The sequence below is a fragment of the Pseudomonas sp. M30-35 genome (assembly GCF_002163625.1).
In the GTDB taxonomy this organism is placed as follows: Bacteria; Pseudomonadota; Gammaproteobacteria; order Pseudomonadales; family Pseudomonadaceae; genus Aquipseudomonas.
Genome location: NZ_CP020892.1, coordinates 4,044,665 through 4,063,333, shown reverse-complemented (window position 1 = coordinate 4,063,333; position 18,669 = coordinate 4,044,665). Strand labels below are relative to the sequence as shown.

Here is an 18,669-nt window from a genome sequence, read left to right as displayed (position 1 = left end):
TTTGATCAGAGTGATACACGCCATGAATCAAATCCTCCAACGCGCCGACATCAGTTGTGCAAACAGCTCGGCGGTCACCCCTCCTGTGGGCCATTACTCCCACGTATGCGTGGCGGGCGGCCTGGTCTTCATTTCCGGCCAGCTTCCGATTCAGCCGGATGGGACGGTTCTCATCGGCAGCTCCTTCGAGGAACAGTCAGCCCAGGTGCTGGCGAACCTTGAAGCCTGTCTGGCATGCGCGGGCGTCGGCAAGGAAAACCTGGTGCAGGTTCGCGTCTACGTCACCGACATCGAACGCTGGCCACTCTTCAACGAAATCTATGCGGCATGGATGGGCACCCATCGCCCCGCCCGAGCGGTCGCCGGCGTATCGCAGTTGCACTTTGGGCTCGCCGTTGAGCTGGAGGCGATTGCGTTGGTCACCCCTAAAATGACAAGCCTCGGCTAACCCGTCTTGAGGGTTCAGCGGAGGCTTAGCTGCGGTGCGCTATCTGGGGAATTGCGGCGTTATCTCCAATATAGCCGAAGAGCCTGAGCCTCGCGCTCCAGCGATCGGCGCTTGGTGTGCACGCAAGCGATATGACGTTGTAGTTGAAACCCGGAAATACCGGGGATAAAAAAACAATAAGCAGGAGAACGACAATGAAAAACTCATCTTCACCCGCTCGTCGCAGACCTTTCGCTTTCTGGACCGGAATGCAGCTCTGGAAGCAGATTTTCATCGCGCTGACGCTTGGTGTGATCCTAGGCACCGTGCTTAACCAGACCGGCAACGCGGAACTCGCTGCCAGCGTTAAGCCGATCGGCGATCTCTTCATCCGTGGGATCAAGATGCTGATCGTGCCGCTGATCTTCATCTCGCTGGTCACTGGTGTCGCCTCGCTGCAGGACCTCGCCACCATGGGGCGGCTCAGTGCGAAGACTTTCGCCCTGTACCTGGCAACCACTGCGGTAGCGATCTCAATCGGACTCGCGCTGGCAGCCGTGTTTAAGCCCGGTGTCGGTATCGATCTTGGCGCAGCGAAAACCGTTGCAGCCCAGGACGCGCCGTCAATCACCGACACCCTCTTGGGACTCGTGCCGACTAACCCGATCGAAGCTTTCGCGACCGGCAACGTGCTGCAGATCATCGTGTTCGCGATCCTGCTCGGTATGGCGATCGTACTCGCGGGAGACACCGCAAAACCGCTGAAACGTCTCTTCGAGTCGGCAGCTGAAGTCATGTACAAGCTTACGTCGATCATAATTTCCTTCGCCCCTTATGGCGTGTTCGCGCTGATGACCTGGGTAGCCGGCACCTATGGGCTCGACCTGCTGGCGCCGCTGGCGAAGGTTATTGCAATGGTCTATCTCGGTTGCGCCGTGCATGCGCTGGTGGTCTACGGGGGGCTGATCAAGCTGGTCGCTCGGCTCAGCCCGCTACGGTACTTCCAGGGCAGCATTGAGCCGATCATGGTCGCCTTTACCAGCACCTCCAGCTCGGGAACGCTGCCGGTCACGATGATGTCGGCCGAACGGAATCTTGGCGTATCGCGCCGTGTCTCTAGCTTCGTCCTACCCCTGGGGGCCACCATCAACATGGATGGCACCGCCTTGTATCAAGGTGTTTGTGCGGTGTTCATCGCCCAGGTGTACGGTATCGATCTGAACGCCAGTCAGTACCTGACCATCGTACTGACCTCGACACTGGCCTCCATTGGCACCGCTGGCGTACCCGGCGCCGGGCTGATCATGTTGTCGCTGGTACTGACTTCGGTCGGCCTACCGCTTGAAGGCATCGCGATCATCGCCGGCATCGACCGGATTCTCGACATGGCGCGTACCGCGGTGAACGTGGCCGGCGACAGCGCAGTAGCCTGCGTGGTCGCGCGCAGTGAAGGCGAACTCGATGAGGCCGTCTTCAATACACCCCATGTGCTCAAAGGCGACGAAACGTTCGCTAGCCGACTAATTGATCAGAACTAGCTCAATCCATACGCGATTGATCTACGACCTGACCCAGTGCGGGGCGGAATCCGCTCCGCACCCATTACCGCATAATTCTATTAAATTCGCGGCGTAAAGCCGCGAGGAGGCAACATGCAATACACCAAGGGGCTCTGCAAATGTGTATCAATCCTGCTCCTGGTTGGACTTCCCACTGCCGATGCGCAGCAGGTAACGAAGCCAAACATAGTGATCATTGCAACCGTGGGTACGATTGCCGGTGTGGACAAACTTAACGCAGCGGTGCGGGAGACCAAGGAGTTCGCCGCCGTGCGCGGTGAGCAGATCTTCCAGATTGGCTAGGAGAGTTTTAGCAATGAGCAATGAACGCTGAATGTCCATGGCCCATGGGTAGTACCTACAAGTTTGGGTGACCGCACTCTACAGCTTGCTCTTATCGGTCGAGGCGGCTGACTCAATCTGTTGGGTGTTCAGCGCAGTGCTTGAACGCCGTCATCGTCTGGGTTGAAGCCATCCAGATGCATGCGTTCTGCAAAGGCTTTCAAGGCTGCATCGCCGGTGAGCAGTTGCTGGCGGGCGTTTGCCCAATCACTTGGCTGCAAGCGGATCATCCAGCCTTTGTCATAACAATCCTGGTTGATCAGTGCAGGGCGGCGCACAACTTCGCTATTACTGGCGATCAGGATGCCAGCAATCGGCGAGCGTGCCGAGGATGCGGCTTTAGCAAATTCGACGATACCGAAGCTGCGGTCCGCCTCGATGGATTGACCGTCACGTTTGGGCGTGAAGGCGAAGATCTGACCGTAGCTGGCGCAGCCATAAGCACTGAGGCCAATGGTTAGCGTGGCGTCGGTTTCTTCGCGTAACCACAGATTGTGATCGGGTGCGTAGAGCAGGTCATCGGGGAATTCCAAACCGTTCAGCTTCATAGGCTCAGGACTTTGTCGTATTCAAGAATCATCTGTGCCAGCTCGCCACCGCTGGCGATTTCATCCAGCTCCGGGATGAGGCTACTTTCGTCGATTGCAACGCCCGGCGCTCGGCACATTAACAGGCGCACACCTGCGCTTTTGGCCTGCTGAATAAAGTGCCTGACGGGTTCGCCGTCAGTGGCTGCATACAGGTTATCGGCCACTTCAACTTGCGCCAACTGCGCCGCTTCACCACTGAGGAACACCGTCACTTGCGCATCCATGCAGGCCAGTAGTGTGGCGGTGTAAAACGGCGCCGCACAGCGTGCGGGTGTACTTGGGCCGCTGTTGACCACAATCAGGATGTGCTGGATGGCGGTGTCGCTCATAAGGCTTTGTCCATCTGAATTAACGCGACGCGTTGCCCGTCCGGAGCTTCGCGTTCGACGATGGCGTACGGGTCATAACCCAGTTGGCTGTAGAGTAGCAGGCCTGCGGTATTACCATTGAAGCATGACAGGCGCATACGTCTAGCCTGCTGATGAGTACGCGCTCGTTCTTCCATTACCTGTACCAGATAACGCGCGACTCCTTGACCACGTGTGTTAGGCGAGACCATCACATTGCCAAGCGCGCAATAGACGCCCGTTTTCCATTGATAAAAGTTGGCGAAACCGACCACTTCATTGTTGAGCAAGACAACCGTGCTGTCACGCCGATTGCTGATGGCATCAGCGATTTGAGCAGGCGTTAGCGGCCAACTCGCCTTGGGGTAGCAATAGAACAGCTCATTGGCGCTGCGGACAAAGGTGGCAACGGTGAGTAGATCCCGCTCCTCTGCAGGCCGCTGGCTAAGCCGGTGGGGTTTGGATACTGTGATCAACGCGGTGGATACTGGCTGAGTACTTTGGTCACGGTCTCGCGGATTGCGGCTTCGCGCTCGGTTGGGCTAAGCGTATTACGCGGCATGACTTGCTGGGCGCTGCCACGCCACACCAGTTTTTTGTCTTTGCCGTCGTAGAGATCTACCTGCAAGGTGCCGACCTTGTAATCGACAGTCTGGGTTTCGGTGTAGATCGGGCCGCCCCAATAACCACCGCCCCACGCGTTGTTCCAACCGCCACCGTAGTTGGTGGTGTAGAGGTTTTGCCGGTCATCGACTATCAGTGCAACTTGAACACTGAGATCGGCTTTCGTATTGGCAGGCGCTTCACGTAAGCCGCGTTGTTCAAACTGGTCCTTTACCGCATCACGGATGCGTTGCTCTGTCAGATCGCTTTTTAGGCGTGGATCATCTGGCGAGTAGGTCAGTGCCGGACTTTGCCAAGACCAGCTTTGGTAGCTGGCAAAGTCTCGGTTGGGGTCGTAGTCGCGGTCAATTTGAATACTTTGACAGGCACTCAGCAGCAAGATGCTGGCGAGTAATAATATATGGCGTTTCATTGTTTATCTCCGACGACCACTTAGGGTTTGTTGTCTTATGCAAGCGCGGCCCATGCCGTCAAACCAGTATCGAGTGTTGCTAACTGTGCTGCTCAATCCGGCGGGTAACTAGAGAGCGCGTTGTGCAGCGCTTCTCGTAACGCCTTGTTGCGTTCACTTTCATCACTGCCGCTAAGGGCTTCGGCGCTGCCACTCCAGATAGGCTGACCATCGCGGCTGTCGTAAAAGTCGACACGCACGACTGCGACTTCTTGCTGATAAGTGCGCACGATAGGCACGCTACCGTAAGCGCCGTAACGGTCATAGCGATCATAATAGCCACTGCCTGCACCGTAGTAGACACCGCCGCGGTCGTAAGATTGGCGCAGGCGGGTTTCTAGTCGCACGCTGGCGCTGACCCATAAGTCTGCGGCTTTACCGCTTTGCACCGGGCGTAAGCCGGCGCGGTCGAGGCTGTTACTGACTGCGCTGCTAATCATTGCACTGCTCGCCCAGGCGCTACCCGCGGGTAGCTGCTTATTGGCCCAGCTCCAACTGCGATAACGGCCGTAGTCGCGTGTGGGTGCCGGGTAGGCGCTTAGATCAATCTGCCCGGCCGCATGTGCAGGCGCTGGCGGCAGTGGTTTTGAGGATGCGCTGTAGGGATTGCTTGACTGGCAGGCCGCAAGGCCGAGCAGAGCTGTCAGGCCGAAGATTAAGCTGACTGCACGATGCATCTCGCGACTCCTTATTGACGTGGACGGCACACCCAGTGCAAATAGCGGCCTAAGCCTGCAAATGTGGGATGGCGCCGGTAAGCCAGTTCCATCTCCAAAAGGTCGATTAGCTCTGCCTTTAGCTGAAAGTCCCGTGGCATGTAGTCATGGAAAACACGCACACCACTCTGTGTTTCGACTTGCCATTCTCCGCTAAGTTGCGCTGCCAACTCATGCGGGTCGACAGGACGTTGCGGCGTCAGGCTTTGTTTTTCACCGGCAAATTCAGCTTTGCGTAACTTACGGAAATGGCCTTTGAGCAGGTTGCGGTAGATCAACGCGTCTTTGTTGTAAAACGCCAGTGACAGCCAACCATTTGGCGCCGTCAGTTGATGCAGAACGGGTAGGATTGAGTGCGGTTCGGCAAGCCATTCGAGTACCGCGTGACAGATAACGAGGTCATAAGGTTGGTTGCATTGGCCAAGCAAGTCTTGCCATGGCGCTTGGATGAATGTGGCCTCAACACCTGCCTCGGCGAACCGTTCGCGGGCGCCGTTAAGCATCGGCTCGGCAGGTTCAGCAAGCGTGACTTGATGGCCCCGCTGCGCCAGCCACAAAGACATATGGCCCAGCCCCGCGCCGACATCAAGCACGCGCAACGGCCGATCGGGCAGGGCTTCGGCGAGGTCTGCTTGCAAAACCGCTAGCCGAATTGCACCTTTTGCACCGCCGTAGATTTTTTCTGCAAAGCGGGTGGCGAGCTCATCAAAATGACGATCTTTCACGATGCAAACCGCCTTTCGCTGTCCGCAAGTTTGGCCCGTACGACCTGTTCCATGTCCAAACCCAACTCGCTGCACAGCAGCAGTAAATAAAGCACGATGTCACCGACCTCCTGACCCGCGTGTTCGAGCACATCATTTGAAAGCTCATGGGATTGCTGTTCAGTCAGCCACTGGAAAATTTCAACCAGCTCAGCCATTTCGACGCTTGCAGCCATCGCCAGGTTTTTAGGACTGTGATACTGCTTCCAATCGTTACGATCGCGAATCGCGTGCAGGCGGTTGGTGAGTTCGGTGATATTCATGCTGCGCTCCTTGAAGGCGCATAGCTTGGGATGGATCGTGCGGCGGTGCAAGCCGCTTGAGCTTACTTTGGCTGTAGCTCCAGAAATCAATGGTTTAGCGGCTGCCAATTGCCGTGCAAATGCAACATGTCATGTGAACTGGCCAGGGTGAATTGTCCTGTTGCGGCGTCTGCACTTGATTCAAGCGTGACGTCGCCTGGCAGTAACAGCGGTTTTTTGAAGCGCACATCAATCTGGTAGCCACTGTCTGGAAGTTGTTCGGCAAGGTCGGCCAGCACGCGGCCTTTGTTCCATAGGCCGTGAGCGATTGCGCGCGGGAAGCCAAAGAGTTTGGCGCTCAATGCTGACAGGTGAATCGGGTTGTAGTCGCCTGCGACTCTTGCGTAGCGCCGGCCGATATCGCTTGGGGCATGCCACTGGCCCCGCGTGGTCAGCGGTACATCCGGGAGTTCCAGTGGTGCTTCAGGGCTTCCGTCCAGCTTAACGCCACGACAAAGTACTCTGCTGTCACCTCGCCAAAGTAGGCCGAGTTGGTCTTCTAAACAGGTAATAATGCTGAAAATAGCGCCTTTGTCATGGGGTTTCAGATTTTCAACATGCACGCTGATGCTGAAGGGGCCAAGCCCCGCGAGTGGGCGTAACACTTGTATACTGTTTTCAAGGTGTACCAGGCCGAGTAGCGGGAACGGAAAGCGCTTATCGGTGAGTAGTTTCAGTTGCAGGGGGAATGCCAGCACATGCGGGTAGGCGGGCGGAAGTAGGCTGGAGTCGGCTGCACCGCAGACTTTGCGGTAGGCCGCAAGATTCTGTGGGTTGATGCTGGTATGGGTCCGCAGGCCAAGGTTTGGCAACTCTTTACCTGTAGCTCCACGTCGCAAAAGCGCCTGCAAAAATAGTCCGGGCAGCGCCGGCACAGTATCAAGGTCAAGCCATTGGATAGTCATTAATGTGCGCCTCCATTAAACGCTGACAGCAGCTTAGTAGCTGCGAAACCTCAAGCATTGGCCTCTGTGTTTTAGCATTCGTCAGGCCAGTCAATAGCACTTTGGACAATGGTTGTTCCGTTGCCGTTCGTTAATTGGGCAAGATGGCTGCTTGAGCCCGCCTGGTAAAGCTGCCTAAGATGTAAGGCACCTAATATGTACTTATAAAAGAAGTTAAGCATGCGCGATCTTACGGATGATATTGCGTTGATGCGGCCTGTGCTCGCCGCATTACAAGCCAGTGGAACTGACCCGGCCAAGGTTTTGGCACGTATCGGCTTACAAACAGGAGAGTTACCGCCTAACCGCTTTTCTCATGCGCTTCAGGAAATGTTTTGGCAGGCGGTTATTGATGAGACAGGGGAAGAACATGCCGGGTTGTTCCTTGTCGAACATTTGCCCATCTATCAAGGTTTGTTGCTCGAATACTTATTCCTCTCCAATGAAACCTTTGGTGCAGGCCTGCGTCACGCCTTGCGCTACATGCGTCTGCTCTCCGATACGCTGAAGGCACGCCTTGATGTTGAAGGTGGTCGTGCCGTTTTGACTTTAGCTGCGGACAGTGGTGTGTCGCGTCACTTTCCAGAGATGTTTGCCGGAGCTGTCATCCGGTTGTTCAACGCATTGACTGAAGGTGAGTTCGCGCTCTACGAGGTGCATTTCATTCACGAGCAGGGCGCCTCGAGTGAACAATATCGAGCCGTTTATGGCTGCCCTGCACACATGGGCAGCGAGCGTTATGCACTGGTGTTTGACAGTGCAATCCTGAGCAGGTCTTCAGCGCTAGCACAGCCTGAAGTGCTACAAATGCACGACTCTTTGGCGCAGCGCCAACTCAGTGAGATTGAGCGGTTTGACCTGGTCAACTCCGTGCGTGATTTGATTGCGGAACTGGTGATCGAAAACCGCGCCACACTGGAGCAGGTCTCGCTGCGATTGGGTATGCCTGCTCGACGTTTGCGTGAACGTCTGACCATCGCCGGTGTGCGTTTCAATGATCTGGTCAGCGATTACCGTTGCCGTCTAGCCAAAGACCTGCTGCTCAATACTGATGAGCGTATTGAGGTGATTGTCGAACTCACGGGGTTCTCTGAGCCAAGTACCTTTTATCGAGCATTCAAGCGTTGGGTTGGCGTAACCCCGGTTGAATATCGCAACCGGAGGAAGGCTTGAATCAAGTTTTATCTAGCGCTGCGCGAGCCCGCGCAGCGCTAGTTTTCTGTGGTTGTTTGGGCTTATAGCCTAGGCACCCAGCAGGCTTTGCCCACATACACGCATGACCTGACCGGTCACGGCGCCGGTGCATGGTTGAGCAAACCATGCCACTGCTTCGGCGACATCTTGCGGCAAGCCACCTTGGCCCATTGAATTCATGCGTCTGCCCGCCTCACGAATGGTCAGCGGGATGGCCGCAGTCATTTGCGTTTCGATAAAGCCAGGCGCAACGGCATTGATTGTGATGTTTTGCTTGGCCAGCGCTGGCGCCCACGACTGAGCGACACCAATGACTCCAGCTTTACTGGTGGCGTAGTTAGTTTGGCCCATGTTGCCCGCAATTCCGCTAATCGAGGCAATCAGCACGATGCGCGCATTCTCATGCAGCTTTTTTGCGTCGAGTAGCGCTTGGGTCAGTACTTGCGGTGCGCTGAGGTTGACGTTGATCACCGAGTTCCAGAAGCCATCACTCATTTTGGCCAGTGTCTTGTCGCGGGTAATTCCCGCGTTATGCACCACGATGTCGAGGCCTTCGGGTAAGGCTTCAAGTAGTGTTTCTGCGGCGTTCTCTGCGCAAATATCCAGAGCAATACTGCGCCCACCCAAGCGTGCGGCCAGGGCTTCGAGATCAGCCTGTACAGCTGGAACATCAAGTAGAACCACTTCAGCGCCATCGCGGGCCAGGGTTTCGGCAATTGCTGCACCAATGCCGCGCGAGGCGCCGGTGACGAGCGCTGTTTTGCCTGCCAGTGGCCGCGTCCAGTCTTTGACTTCGGCGCTACAGGCGTTGAGATGTAGCACTTGGCCCGATACGTAAGCGCTTTTAGGTGACAGGAAAAAGCGTAACGCGCCTTCCAGCTGAGTTTCTCCACCCTTGTCGACGTAGAGCAATTGCACGGTGCCACCACGGCGTATTTCTTTGCCCAGTGAGCGGGTGAAACCTTCAAGTGAGCGCTGCACGCTGGCCGCGACAGGGTCTTTAAGGCTTTGCGGCGGGCGGCCGAGCACTATGATATGTGGGCAGCTGCTCAGCCCCTTGAATGCCGGCTGGAAGAAATCGCGCAGGGCGATTAGCTGCTCGAAGCGGGTCAGCTCGCTGGCGTCGAACACCAGCGCTTTGAGCTTCGGCGAATGCTCTGCGGTCCAGCGCGGCAGGTCAAATGTGCCTTCTTCATTGGCAAATATTTGGTCGCTGAGCTTGTTGGCAAAGCGGCTAATGGCTTGGCTCAGTTGGCCACCGCTAAGCAGTATGGCGCCATCAACTGGACGATTACGTCCGGCTGTCCAGCGTTCCAGTCTTAGCGGCGCGGGTAGGCCGAGGGCGCTAACAACGCGGCGCCCGGTGGCTGAGTTGGCGAAAGATAGATAACGGTCAGACATGAAAGGCTCCTGCGAGCAGAACAAAAAGGTGAGCGAAGGGTCTTCTGAATAGCTAGCCAGCAAAGGGAGTGCAATGCGAGTTTTACCTATCGTAAATGATCATCGCTTTAACGCACTGAGGACAAATTCAGCAATCAGAGGCTCGATTACTCTACTGTGACAACAGTATCGCGCAATTGACTTGAATCTTTATCGGGTCGGCATGCAGGCCAATGTGAAGCTGCGGTTACACGCTAGCCTATGCGACACTCCAATTTCACTTTCGCAAGGAGTCACTCATGACCCAGCTGCGTCGCGTTGCCATCATCGGTGGTAATCGTATTCCGTTCGCGCGCTCCAACACAGCGTATGCCACGGCAAGTAATCAGGAAATGCTCACCAGTGCGCTGGGCGGTCTGGTTGAGCGCTTTAACTTGCATGGCGAGCGTATGGGGGAAGTGGTTGCTGGCGCCGTACTCAAGCATTCGCGGGACTTCAATCTGACTCGTGAGTGCGTTCTGGGCTCATTGCTGGCCCCGGAAACACCTGCTTACGACATTCAGCAAGCTTGCGGTACAGGGCTTGAAGCAGCGCTGCTGGTCGCCAACAAAATTGCCTTAGGGCAAATCGAGTGCGGCATCGCTGGGGGAGTTGATACCACCTCCGATGCACCTATCGGGGTGAACGAGGGGTTGCGCAAGATTCTGCTTGAAGCTAATCGCAGCAAATCCACCGCTGACAAGATCAAAACCCTGCTGAAAATTCGTCCGCGTCACCTGTCGCCGTCACTGCCCCGTAATGGTGAGCCGCGCACGGGCCTGTCGATGGGCGAGCACTGCGAGCTGATGGCGCAAACCTGGTCGATTCCACGCGATGAGCAAGATCAACTGGCGGTCGAAAGCCACCAGAAAATGGCGGCGGCTTACGCTGACGGCTGGCAAGATGATTTGCTGACGCCGTTTAGCAGCCTGACTCGCGATAACAACCTGCGACCTGATATCAACATTGAAAAGCTCGCCACCCTCAAGCCGGTATTTGAGCGCAGTTCGCGCGGCACCCTGACCGCCGCAAATTCAACACCCCTGACCGACGGAGCTTCACTGGTGCTGCTTGCCAGCGAAGAGTGGGCAAAGGCACGCGGTCTGCCTATTCTGGCCTACTGGCGTGACGGTGAAGCCGCAGCGGTCGATTTTGTCGACGGTGCTGAAGGTCTGCTCATGGCACCAGTCTACGCAGTGCCAAGGTTGCTGGCGCGTAACAATCTGACGTTGCAGGACTTCGATTACTACGAGATTCATGAAGCCTTTGCTGCGCAAGTGTTGTGCACCCTCAAGGCCTGGGAAGACCCTGAGTATTGCAAGACGCGTCTGGGCTTGGACAAGCCTTTGGGCTCGATTGATCGCAGCAAGATGAATGTCAAAGGCAGCTCACTGGCGGCAGGCCATCCATTTGCTGCAACCGGTGGGCGTATTATCGCCAATTTGGCCAAGTTGCTTGCGGCTGCAGAGCAAACTGAAGCGCGCGGTTTGATTTCGATTTGTGCGGCGGGCGGGCAGGGCGTGACGGCAATTCTCGAGAAGTAATGATGAGATGACTGGCATTGCTTACAGAGATATCGCTGAATAATTTAGCGGCGCCTCACAAGGCGCCGTTTTCGTACCTGCCGTTGGTTCCTAAGTGCAAATGGTTTTGGCCACAAGGGCTAAGCTGCAATTAGTTAACAAAGGGTGACTTCAAGGATCTTGTTGATGGCGCGTATCGGTGGGTTGCTACTGTGCTGGTTGTTATGTTTCTCGGTGCAAGCTGCACAAGTGCCGCTAAGTGATGAGGATCAAGCCTGGATAAAGGCTAATCCGATTATCCGTGTGGGTGTCGAGCGGGATAGCTGGGCACCTTTTGATGTGATCGACGAGCAGGGTGAATACACCGGTCTCAGCGGTGAATATCTGCAATTACTCAGCAAGCGTCTGGGCATGGGTGTTGAGGTCGTGCTGTTTGATAGCTGGGACGCCGCAGTCGCCGCGCTTAGAGCTGATAAAGTTGATCTCTTGCCTTCTGTGGTTCGAACGCCTGAGCGCGAGAAGTTTATGCGTTTTACCCAGCCTTACATTGTCAGCAGCAGTTTAATTTTCACCCGTTCGGGTGACCGCGTGCAAACGCTCTCCGACTTGGACGGCCATCGGGTTGCGGTTGAACGTGGCTATGTGGTTGAGGCGGGCCTCAAAACCAAGGTGCCCCGTATCAAACTGATGCAGGTCGAGACGACTCGCGATGCGTTGCAGGCATTGTCATCCGGGCGCGTTGATGCGTATGTCGGCGATATGATCGTTGCCAGCTATCTGATTCGCGAGCTCAACCTGACCAATATTGAGGTCCGCGCTGAAGCAGGCTTAACCAACAGTGAATTTACCTTTGCGGTGCGCATGAGCGCGCCAGAGTTGCAGCGGGCAATGGATGAAGCGCTGCTGACCGTCACTGACAAGGAAACGGCAACCATTAAAGCGCACTGGTTGCCCGCGTTGACCGAGTTTAACTGGCAGCGTTTGATAATGGTTGGCTGGCCATATTTGCTCGGGATAATAGCGCTGATTACCTTTGTTCTGGTCTGGAACCGCCGGCTTAGCGTGCAAATCGTAGAACGGGCGCGTGCGGAGGCAGAGGCCCAACTGCAGCGGCGTACGTTGACCGCATTGATAAACGCGATTCCGGATCCAATCTGGTTTAAAGATGAAAAAGGTAATTACGCAGGGATTAACCAAGCCTGCGCCGAATTGTTTGGCCTGACTCGCGAAGAGGTTCTCGGCAAGAACGATATGGAGTTGCTGGACAGTGAATGGGCTAAGGCGCGCGCAGGTCACGATAAAGTTGCCCTGAGCCAACATGGTGCATTCGAGACGGAAGGTTGGGCGCTTTATCCAGACGGGCGTCGCGTTGTGTTCGATACAGTGCGGACAACCTTTCAAGATGATCAAGGTGCGCTGTTGGGCTTGGTTGGTGTGAGTCGTGATATCACCGTGCGCAAGCAAGCCGAAGAGGCGCTATTGGCGGCCAAGGAGATGGCAGAGGACATCGCTCGGTTGAGATCGGATTTCCTGGCCAATATGAGTCATGAGATCCGGACCCCGATGAACGCCATTATCGGCATGTCGCATCTTGCGCTTCGCGCTGATCCTTCACCGCGGCAGCGCGACTATCTGAACAAGATTCAGCAATCCGGACAGCACTTGCTGGGGATCATCAATGACATCCTCGATTTTTCGAAAGTCGAAGCGGGTGAATTGAAGATTGAGCACATCGACTTCGACCTGCTTCAAGTGCTGGAGAATGTGGCCAACCTGATCGGTGACAAGGCCAATGAAAAAAATCTTGAATTGATTTTTAACCTTGATCCAGCCGTGCCGCAGTTTTTGATTGGTGACCCGCTCCGCTTGGGCCAGGTTCTGATTAACTTGGCCAATAATGCAGTTAAGTTCACTGATGACGGGGAAATTGAGCTGCTGATTCGTGTCGATCAGCGCAGCATCAGGGAAGTGTTTATCTACTTTGCCGTACGCGACACCGGCATAGGTATCAGCCACGAGCAGATCAGTCGACTGTTTCAGTCATTCCAGCAGGCAGATACCTCAACCACGCGTAAATACGGTGGCACCGGCCTTGGTTTGGCGATTTGTAAAAAACTGATTGAAGCAATGGGCGGTGAGATTGGTGTCGAGAGCGAGCAGGGCAAAGGTAGCCTGTTCTGGTGCTCAGTGCCGTTTGGTGTCTCCCTTGAGCAGGATTCGCTGCGGGATCAGCCTGTAGTGCTGAAGGGCAGACGCGTACTGGTGGTGGATGACAACAATACTGCACGTCAGGTGTTGCATGGATTGTTGGGTAACCTGGGGATGGCGGTTGATGTGGTCGAATCTGGCGCTCAGGCACTCAGCCAAATTCAGCATGCAATCGATCAGCGTTCACCTTATGAGTTGGTGATGATCGATTGGCAAATGCCGGTGATGGATGGCATTGAGACCACTCGGCGTTTGCGCGCACTTGAGTTGCAAAATGCCCCGAGAGTACTGATGGTCACGGCGTATGGTCGTGAGGAACTGCTGTTCAGCGCCAAGGCGGCAGGGATTGATGGTGTGTTGTTTAAGCCGGTCAATCCGGGGCTGCTGCGTGAGGCTGTTTTACGTAGTTTGAACGCTGAATCGCCCGATTCTGCGATCAGTTCATCGCGTAACCAGAGTTCGTTCCCCAACTTTAATGGACAGCGTGTGTTGCTGGTTGAGGATAACGAACTCAATCGTGAGGTGGCCGCAGGCTTACTGGAAGAAAGCGGGATTCTGATCGAGCACGCTGAGCATGGCGGTATTGCCCTGGATAAGCTGCGCGCCAACCCTGATGGTTATTACTCATTGGTGTTGATGGATATGCAAATGCCCGTGCTTGACGGTATTGGCGCCACTCAAGCGATTCGTAAAGAGTCACGGTTTGCAACGTTGCCGGTGATTGCAATGACTGCAAATGTGCTGCCTACAGCCCGTGAGGACTGTATTCGTGCAGGCATGAATGACCATATCGGCAAGCCAATCGACCCTCATGAATTATGGGCGACATTGAAGCGTTGGCTGGATATAAAAGAGCCGCGCTCGCAGGACACTGCTGCGCCGATTGCAACAAGTAAACCCAAGGCAATCGAGGCAGTACCGGTGGCTCACAACTGGTATTTGCCCGGGGTTGATGTTGTGACTGGCTTGCGCCGGGTGTTGGGCAAAGTGGAGCTGTATCAACGTTTGCTTACAAAGTTTGCCAGTAGCCAACATGATGTGCCCGAGCAAATCCGCGCAGCCATGTTGGCCGGTGAACATGAGGCCGCAGAGCGCCTTGTGCACTCGCTCAAAGGGTTGGCTGGTAATTTAGGTGCTGATGATCTGCTGGCCAAAGCGGGACTGCTGGAGTCAGCAATCCAGGACCCCGAGCACCGGCAACTGGACGTGCATTTGCAAAGTGTGCAAAACAGTGTGCGTGAACTCATTGCGGCAATCCTCAAACAGTTCCCTGAGGCGCCGCCGCCCGATGAGTCACCTGTGGATCCAGCAAGAATTCGAGAGTTGTGTATGCAACTTGAGCGCTTGCTGATCGAGGATGATCCTCGCGCAAGTAAGTTTTTGGAAGCGCAAGCTGTTGAATTACGCAAGTTTTTCAAGGATGACTATGATTCATTGGCGAGTGCCATACGTGCCTATGATTTTGTTCGCGCACTTCGTGTGGTTCGCGATCGCAGCAGCGGCGATACTTGAGGTATTAGGGAGAAATCATGATGGACGATAGCTTGAATTACTCAGATCAGCCGCTGGTACTTGTTGTAGATGATGTGCCTGAAAACCTTGAGCTGATGAGCGAATTGCTACTCGACAGCTACCGGGTCAAGGTCGCCAGCAGCGGCCTTAATGCATTGCGTATTGCGGCCAGTGATACGCCGCCTGATCTTATTCTGCTCGATATCACCATGCCCGGCATGGACGGTTATGAGGTTTGCCGTGCGTTAAAGAGCAACCCACAGACGGCAGGCATCCCAGTTATCTTCCTGACCGCGAAGAGCGAGTTGGCGGATGAGCAGCTTGGCTTTGACTTAGGTGCAGTTGATTACATCACTAAGCCAATCAGCCCGCCGATTGTGTTGGCGCGGGTTCAGTCGCACTTGCAGCTCAAGGTCAGCGCGGATTTTCTGCGCGATAAAAATGAGTACCTGGAGCTAGAAGTACGCAGGCGAACCCGTGAGATTGAAAAGCATCAGGAGGTCGCGATTGAGGCCATGGCCAGTTTGGCAGCCATGCGTGACAACCCGTGCAGCCTGCATTTAGCGCGAATTAAAGCCTATGTTGTTGCATTGACGACAGCGTTGGCGCGTCAGCAGCCAGGCTTGGCGGCTGAACTCAACGAGGAGCGAATCGCACAGTTAGGCCGCTCCGCATTGCTGCATGGTATTGGTAAGTTGGTTTTGCCCGATCGTATCCTGCTGAGTCCGACCGAGTTGAAAGGCCATGATCTCGAACTCATGCGGGGGCACGCCAAGGCTGGATATATGGCGCTGGAAGCAGCTGAGCAAAAGCTCGATGGCTCGTACAGTTTTTTGAGTGACGCCAAAGATATTGTCTACAGCCAGCATGAAAACTGGGATGGCACGGGTTACCCGCAAGGTTTGCGTGGCGAAAAAATCCCACTTTCGGCGCGTTTGATGGCTGTAGCGGGTCGCTATGAGCAACTCACCAGTCATCACGCCTATCGTCAGCCCCTGAGTCACGATGATGCGATGGCGCGGATCAATGCCGCCAGCGGCACACTATTCGATCCATCGGTAGTGTTAGCTTTAATCGAGGTCGCAGATGATTTCGCGGCGATTGCTCTGTCGCTGGAGGAGGATGCTGATGCCCTCAACTTCGAACTCGAACGCCTTAACGATTCGATGGGGGAGTCGATTGAGCTGAGTTTACCGGCAGATCCTCATTAGCCGTAGCCGGTAAGCCTGAGCCTTATTGCTGGCTCCACTCGAGCGTCAGCTCTTCTTGCCAGGCAAAACGTTCAAAGTGGCTGGCAACTACACCTTTGAGACGCTCAAGATGTTCTTCAGTTTCGCTCTGTACACTCAGCTGCAGGCCACCTTCAGTGGCTTGTAGCAGCGCTACGCCAAACTCAAATTCGATGCGACCCTGTTGCTCGTCGTAGCTAACAGGGATTTTGTGTGCGAAGTGTTTGCACAGCCGGCTGATATAGCGCGCCGGTGTTTCGGTGCTAACAAAGGCAGATGAAGTCAATGTCATGGGTAATTCCTTGGAAAGGGTTGTCTGCGGACTGATAGCCGACAGTGAAACGTTGGAGGACTGTGTAGGAGCTTGCAGCTCATCAACAATAGCCACATCCGAGCCAGCGAGACTGAGGCGGTAGGCGTTCACTCATTGGCCTGTGCCAGCAAATTCGCTTGCGCCAAACGATGGAAATCGTAATGAGTCGTATCTACTGTTGCCGCTATATACATAATTTCATAAGGTGAAAGCCGGGATAAATAGGCTATAAACGCTTTAACTAATAAGCAGGGCTTAATAATGGAGCAGCTAAAGCGCATGGCAATTTTTGCCACAGTGGTTGAGCGCGGCTCAATGGTTGCCGCCGCGGAGGTGCTTGGCATGACCGCATCTGCTGTCAGTCAGCAGATTCGTAAGCTGGAACAGAGCACCCAGGTCAGCCTGCTGCATCGCACCACCCGCAAGCTCACCCTGACCGAGGCGGGCGCAGCCTTTTACCAAAGTAGCGCACAAGTCATGGCGCTGGCGCAGGAGGCTGAGCAGCGTTTGGCGGAGATGCGTGATGCGGCTGTTGGCGAGCTGCGTATTGCAGTGCCGGTTGGCTTCTCTGGGCGTCACTTGAGTGATGCTCTGGCACCACTACTGCAGGCGCACAAAGGCTTGAGTGTGCAGTTGTTCTTCCAGGATGAGCGCATCGACCTCGTCGAGAGGCGGATCGACATAGCGATTCGCGTCGGCCCACAACAAGACTCAAGCTTGGTTGCACGGCACATTGGTGATGCCGTTTTTGTACTCTGTGCTGCGCCTAGTTATTTGCTGAATCGCTCAAGGATCAGTAGTCCGCAAGATCTGGTAGGGGCCGACTGGCTGCTGCTGAGTACCACGCAAATGCACGAAGCCCTTAACCTACAAGGGCCAGATTCCCAGATAGAGAAAATTCGTATTGACGGGCGATTGGGTTGCAACAACCTGCTCGCGGTGCGTAACTTTACGCTGGCGGGGATGGGCATATCGCTGCAGCCCAAGCATGAGATTGCAGATGAGTTGGCAACCGGGCAGTTACGTGTAGTGTTACCAGGTTGGCAAATGCCGCCGGTGGGTATTTATATAGTGACGCCGCGCCGCGATGTGCAACCGGCTAAAGTGCGTTATGCGGTTGAGGCTCTGCGCCGACATTTGTTGGCTAATTGACAGGCTCACGCAAGGTATTGGTCGTATAGACTGGGCGCTGTCGAAAGATTGCCGTATAACGAGCAGAACAGGTGAAGTGAGCCACAAAGGACCCGTGATTAAAGCTGATGAAGACTCCAAAACGTCTTGAACCCTTGGTCGAAGATGGTCTGATCGACGAGGTGATACGCCCGCTAATGAGTGGTAAAGAAGCTGCAGTTTATGTAGTGCGCTGTGGTCAGGAAATGCGGTGTGCAAAGGTCTATAAGGAGGCTAATAAGCGTGGTTTCCGCCAAGCTGCGGAATACCAGGAAGGGCGCAAGGTGCGTAACAGCCGCGATGCGCGGGCTATGGCCAAAGGCTCTAAATATGGTCGTAAAGGCCAGGAAGATGCCTGGCAGAATGCTGAAGTCGGTGCTTTGTTCCGGCTTGCCAGTGCTGGCGTGCGCGTGCCTAAACCGTATGACTTCCTTGAAGGCGTACTGTTGATGGAGTTGGTCGATGACGGTGAGGGCGGTGTCGCTCCACGTCTCAATGATGTTGACCTGCATCCCGATGATGCCCGTGAATTTCATGCGTTCATGATCGACGAAGTCGTCAAGATGCTGTGTGCAGGTCTGGTGCATGGCGACTTGTCTGAGTTCAACGTACTGCTCGGCCCTGACGGCCCGGTCATTATCGACCTGCCGCAAGCAGTCGATGCTGCAGGTAACAACCATGCGTTCAAGATGCTTGAGCGCGATGTCGGTAACATGGCGGCCTATTTTGGGCAGTTCGCTCCTGAACTGCGTTACACCAAATACGCCAAAGAAATGTGGGCATTGTATGAAGACGGCAAATTAACCCCGGAATCGGTGTTGACGGGCGAGTTTGACGACCCAGAAGATGCCGCCGACGTGGAAGCCGTGATGCGTGAAATCAAGGCCGCATTGGCTGAGGAGGCACGGCGCCAAGCGCTGCTTGACGCCGATGATGCCCCCGCAGGGGAGGAACCTCCGCCGCCCTGGATGCAGTAACTAAAAGCCCCTCTGGCAGACTGTGTGGAAACTACTGCGCTCGACAATACTGCGTTAT

19 protein-coding genes are annotated in these 18,669 nt (G+C 55.2%); 9 read left to right on the top strand and 10 right to left on the bottom strand.

What is annotated here, in order from left to right:
- Positions 1 to 22: 22 nt before the first annotated feature.
- From B9K09_RS18780 to B9K09_RS22720, 3 genes are all read left to right on the top strand, one after another.
- Positions 23 to 448 (top strand): RidA family protein, encoded by a 426-nt coding sequence (locus B9K09_RS18780; protein WP_087518249.1) that lies wholly within the window; start codon positions 23 to 25, stop codon positions 446 to 448.
- A 194-nt stretch (positions 449 to 642) separates the two neighbouring features.
- Positions 643 to 1,965 (top strand): dicarboxylate/amino acid:cation symporter, encoded by a 1,323-nt coding sequence (locus B9K09_RS18770; RefSeq protein ID WP_218191970.1) that lies wholly within the window; start codon positions 643 to 645, stop codon positions 1,963 to 1,965.
- 114 nt (positions 1,966 to 2,079) lie between these two features.
- Positions 2,080 to 2,289, top strand: a complete 210-nt coding sequence (locus B9K09_RS22720; protein WP_087518246.1) for a hypothetical protein — start codon at positions 2,080 to 2,082, stop codon at positions 2,287 to 2,289.
- A gap of 128 nt (positions 2,290 to 2,417) precedes the next feature.
- On the opposite strand, the gene B9K09_RS18760 is transcribed toward B9K09_RS22720, so the two are convergent.
- The 8 genes from B9K09_RS18760 to B9K09_RS18725 all read right to left on the bottom strand — a co-directional run bounded on the left by B9K09_RS18760 (position 2,418) and on the right by B9K09_RS18725 (position 7,027).
- Positions 2,418 to 2,876, bottom strand: a complete 459-nt coding sequence (locus B9K09_RS18760) for a glycine cleavage system protein H (protein WP_087518245.1) — start codon at positions 2,874 to 2,876, stop codon at positions 2,418 to 2,420.
- Entirely contained in the window at positions 2,873 to 3,247 is a 375-nt protein-coding gene (locus tag B9K09_RS18755) for a DsrE family protein (RefSeq protein ID WP_087518244.1), read from the bottom strand. The genes B9K09_RS18760 and B9K09_RS18755 overlap by 4 nt, the downstream gene beginning before the upstream one ends.
- A complete protein-coding gene (locus B9K09_RS18750; protein WP_256574103.1) occupies positions 3,244 to 3,741 on the bottom strand; it encodes a GNAT family N-acetyltransferase in 498 nt (165 codons plus the stop codon). The genes B9K09_RS18755 and B9K09_RS18750 overlap by 4 nt, the downstream gene beginning before the upstream one ends.
- Positions 3,738 to 4,301 (bottom strand): DUF4136 domain-containing protein, encoded by a 564-nt coding sequence (locus B9K09_RS18745; RefSeq protein ID WP_087518243.1) that lies wholly within the window; start codon positions 4,299 to 4,301, stop codon positions 3,738 to 3,740. Before B9K09_RS18745 ends, B9K09_RS18750 begins: the two co-directional genes overlap by 4 nt.
- 92 nt (positions 4,302 to 4,393) lie before the next feature.
- Positions 4,394 to 5,017 (bottom strand): DUF4136 domain-containing protein, encoded by a 624-nt coding sequence (locus B9K09_RS18740; protein ID WP_087518242.1) that lies wholly within the window; start codon positions 5,015 to 5,017, stop codon positions 4,394 to 4,396.
- An 11-nt stretch (positions 5,018 to 5,028) separates the two neighbouring features.
- Positions 5,029 to 5,781 carry a methyltransferase domain-containing protein gene (locus tag B9K09_RS18735; RefSeq protein ID WP_087518241.1) on the bottom strand — a complete coding sequence of 251 codons (753 nt, stop codon included), beginning with the start codon at positions 5,779 to 5,781 and terminating at the stop codon, positions 5,029 to 5,031.
- Complete coding sequence (locus B9K09_RS18730) at positions 5,778 to 6,083, bottom strand: MazG-like family protein (protein ID WP_087518240.1); 306 nt, start codon at positions 6,081 to 6,083, stop codon at positions 5,778 to 5,780. Before B9K09_RS18730 ends, B9K09_RS18735 begins: the two co-directional genes overlap by 4 nt.
- 86 nt (positions 6,084 to 6,169) lie before the next feature.
- Positions 6,170 to 7,027: a MaoC family dehydratase gene (locus tag B9K09_RS18725; protein ID WP_087518239.1), complete on the bottom strand. Its 858-nt coding sequence runs from the start codon at positions 7,025 to 7,027 to the stop codon at positions 6,170 to 6,172.
- A gap of 219 nt (positions 7,028 to 7,246) precedes the next feature.
- Here B9K09_RS18725 and B9K09_RS18720 point away from each other — a divergent pair, with 219 nt between their 5' ends.
- On the top strand, positions 7,247 to 8,239 hold the full coding sequence (locus B9K09_RS18720; protein ID WP_087518238.1) for an AraC family transcriptional regulator: 993 nt from the start codon (positions 7,247 to 7,249) through the stop codon (positions 8,237 to 8,239).
- A gap of 69 nt (positions 8,240 to 8,308) precedes the next feature.
- On the opposite strand, the gene B9K09_RS18715 is transcribed toward B9K09_RS18720, so the two are convergent.
- On the bottom strand, positions 8,309 to 9,661 hold the full coding sequence (locus tag B9K09_RS18715; protein WP_087518237.1) for a 3-oxoacyl-ACP reductase: 1,353 nt from the start codon (positions 9,659 to 9,661) through the stop codon (positions 8,309 to 8,311).
- A gap of 278 nt (positions 9,662 to 9,939) precedes the next feature.
- Here B9K09_RS18715 and B9K09_RS18710 point away from each other — a divergent pair, with 278 nt between their 5' ends.
- The 3 genes from B9K09_RS18710 (at position 9,940) to B9K09_RS18700 (ending at position 16,133) form a co-directional block, all read left to right on the top strand.
- On the top strand, positions 9,940 to 11,223 hold the full coding sequence (locus tag B9K09_RS18710) for an acetyl-CoA C-acetyltransferase (protein ID WP_087518236.1): 1,284 nt from the start codon (positions 9,940 to 9,942) through the stop codon (positions 11,221 to 11,223).
- 165 nt (positions 11,224 to 11,388) lie between these two features.
- Entirely contained in the window at positions 11,389 to 14,922 is a 3,534-nt protein-coding gene (locus B9K09_RS18705) for a response regulator (protein ID WP_087518235.1), read from the top strand.
- Between the two features lie 20 nt (positions 14,923 to 14,942).
- The gene (locus B9K09_RS18700; RefSeq protein WP_087518234.1) at positions 14,943 to 16,133 is read left to right on the top strand and encodes an HD domain-containing phosphohydrolase; all 1,191 of its coding nucleotides are present in this window, start codon (positions 14,943 to 14,945) and stop codon (positions 16,131 to 16,133) included.
- A 22-nt stretch (positions 16,134 to 16,155) separates the two neighbouring features.
- Here B9K09_RS18700 and B9K09_RS18695 read toward each other — a convergent pair whose 3' ends face one another.
- Positions 16,156 to 16,443 (bottom strand): DUF2218 domain-containing protein, encoded by a 288-nt coding sequence (locus tag B9K09_RS18695; protein ID WP_087518233.1) that lies wholly within the window; start codon positions 16,441 to 16,443, stop codon positions 16,156 to 16,158.
- 282 nt (positions 16,444 to 16,725) lie between these two features.
- On the opposite strand from B9K09_RS18695, the gene B9K09_RS18690 reads away from it, so the two are divergent.
- Together B9K09_RS18690 and B9K09_RS18685 are read left to right on the top strand one after the other, a co-directional pair.
- The gene (locus tag B9K09_RS18690) at positions 16,726 to 17,616 is read left to right on the top strand and encodes a LysR family transcriptional regulator (RefSeq protein ID WP_087518232.1); all 891 of its coding nucleotides are present in this window, start codon (positions 16,726 to 16,728) and stop codon (positions 17,614 to 17,616) included.
- A 107-nt stretch (positions 17,617 to 17,723) separates the two neighbouring features.
- Entirely contained in the window at positions 17,724 to 18,611 is an 888-nt protein-coding gene (locus B9K09_RS18685) for a PA4780 family RIO1-like protein kinase (RefSeq protein WP_087518231.1), read from the top strand.
- Positions 18,612 to 18,669 lie beyond the last annotated feature (58 nt).

What these genes read in the sequence shown, in the direction of transcription:
- B9K09_RS18780 (WP_087518249.1), top strand. Translation starts at nt 23, where the DNA reads ATGAATCAAATCCTCCAACGCGCCGACATCAGTTGTGCAAACAGCTCG.
- B9K09_RS22720 (WP_087518246.1), top strand. Translation starts at nt 2,080, where the DNA reads ATGCAATACACCAAGGGGCTCTGCAAATGTGTATCAATCCTGCTCCTG.
- B9K09_RS18690 (WP_087518232.1), top strand. Translation starts at nt 16,726, where the DNA reads ATGGAGCAGCTAAAGCGCATGGCAATTTTTGCCACAGTGGTTGAGCGC.
- B9K09_RS18730 (WP_087518240.1), bottom strand. Translation starts at nt 6,083, where the DNA reads ATGAATATCACCGAACTCACCAACCGCCTGCACGCGATTCGCGATCGT.
- B9K09_RS18770 (WP_218191970.1), top strand. Translation starts at nt 643, where the DNA reads ATGAAAAACTCATCTTCACCCGCTCGTCGCAGACCTTTCGCTTTCTGG.
- B9K09_RS18715 (WP_087518237.1), bottom strand. Translation starts at nt 9,661, where the DNA reads ATGTCTGACCGTTATCTATCTTTCGCCAACTCAGCCACCGGGCGCCGC.
- B9K09_RS18740 (WP_087518242.1), bottom strand. Translation starts at nt 5,017, where the DNA reads ATGCATCGTGCAGTCAGCTTAATCTTCGGCCTGACAGCTCTGCTCGGC.
- B9K09_RS18705 (WP_087518235.1), top strand. Translation starts at nt 11,389, where the DNA reads ATGGCGCGTATCGGTGGGTTGCTACTGTGCTGGTTGTTATGTTTCTCG.
- B9K09_RS18745 (WP_087518243.1), bottom strand. Translation starts at nt 4,301, where the DNA reads ATGAAACGCCATATATTATTACTCGCCAGCATCTTGCTGCTGAGTGCC.
- B9K09_RS18755 (WP_087518244.1), bottom strand. Translation starts at nt 3,247, where the DNA reads ATGAGCGACACCGCCATCCAGCACATCCTGATTGTGGTCAACAGCGGC.
- B9K09_RS18685 (WP_087518231.1), top strand. Translation starts at nt 17,724, where the DNA reads ATGAAGACTCCAAAACGTCTTGAACCCTTGGTCGAAGATGGTCTGATC.
- B9K09_RS18710 (WP_087518236.1), top strand. Translation starts at nt 9,940, where the DNA reads ATGACCCAGCTGCGTCGCGTTGCCATCATCGGTGGTAATCGTATTCCG.
- B9K09_RS18725 (WP_087518239.1), bottom strand. Translation starts at nt 7,027, where the DNA reads ATGACTATCCAATGGCTTGACCTTGATACTGTGCCGGCGCTGCCCGGA.
- B9K09_RS18695 (WP_087518233.1), bottom strand. Translation starts at nt 16,443, where the DNA reads ATGACATTGACTTCATCTGCCTTTGTTAGCACCGAAACACCGGCGCGC.
- B9K09_RS18760 (WP_087518245.1), bottom strand. Translation starts at nt 2,876, where the DNA reads ATGAAGCTGAACGGTTTGGAATTCCCCGATGACCTGCTCTACGCACCC.
- B9K09_RS18700 (WP_087518234.1), top strand. Translation starts at nt 14,943, where the DNA reads ATGGACGATAGCTTGAATTACTCAGATCAGCCGCTGGTACTTGTTGTA.
- B9K09_RS18720 (WP_087518238.1), top strand. Translation starts at nt 7,247, where the DNA reads ATGCGCGATCTTACGGATGATATTGCGTTGATGCGGCCTGTGCTCGCC.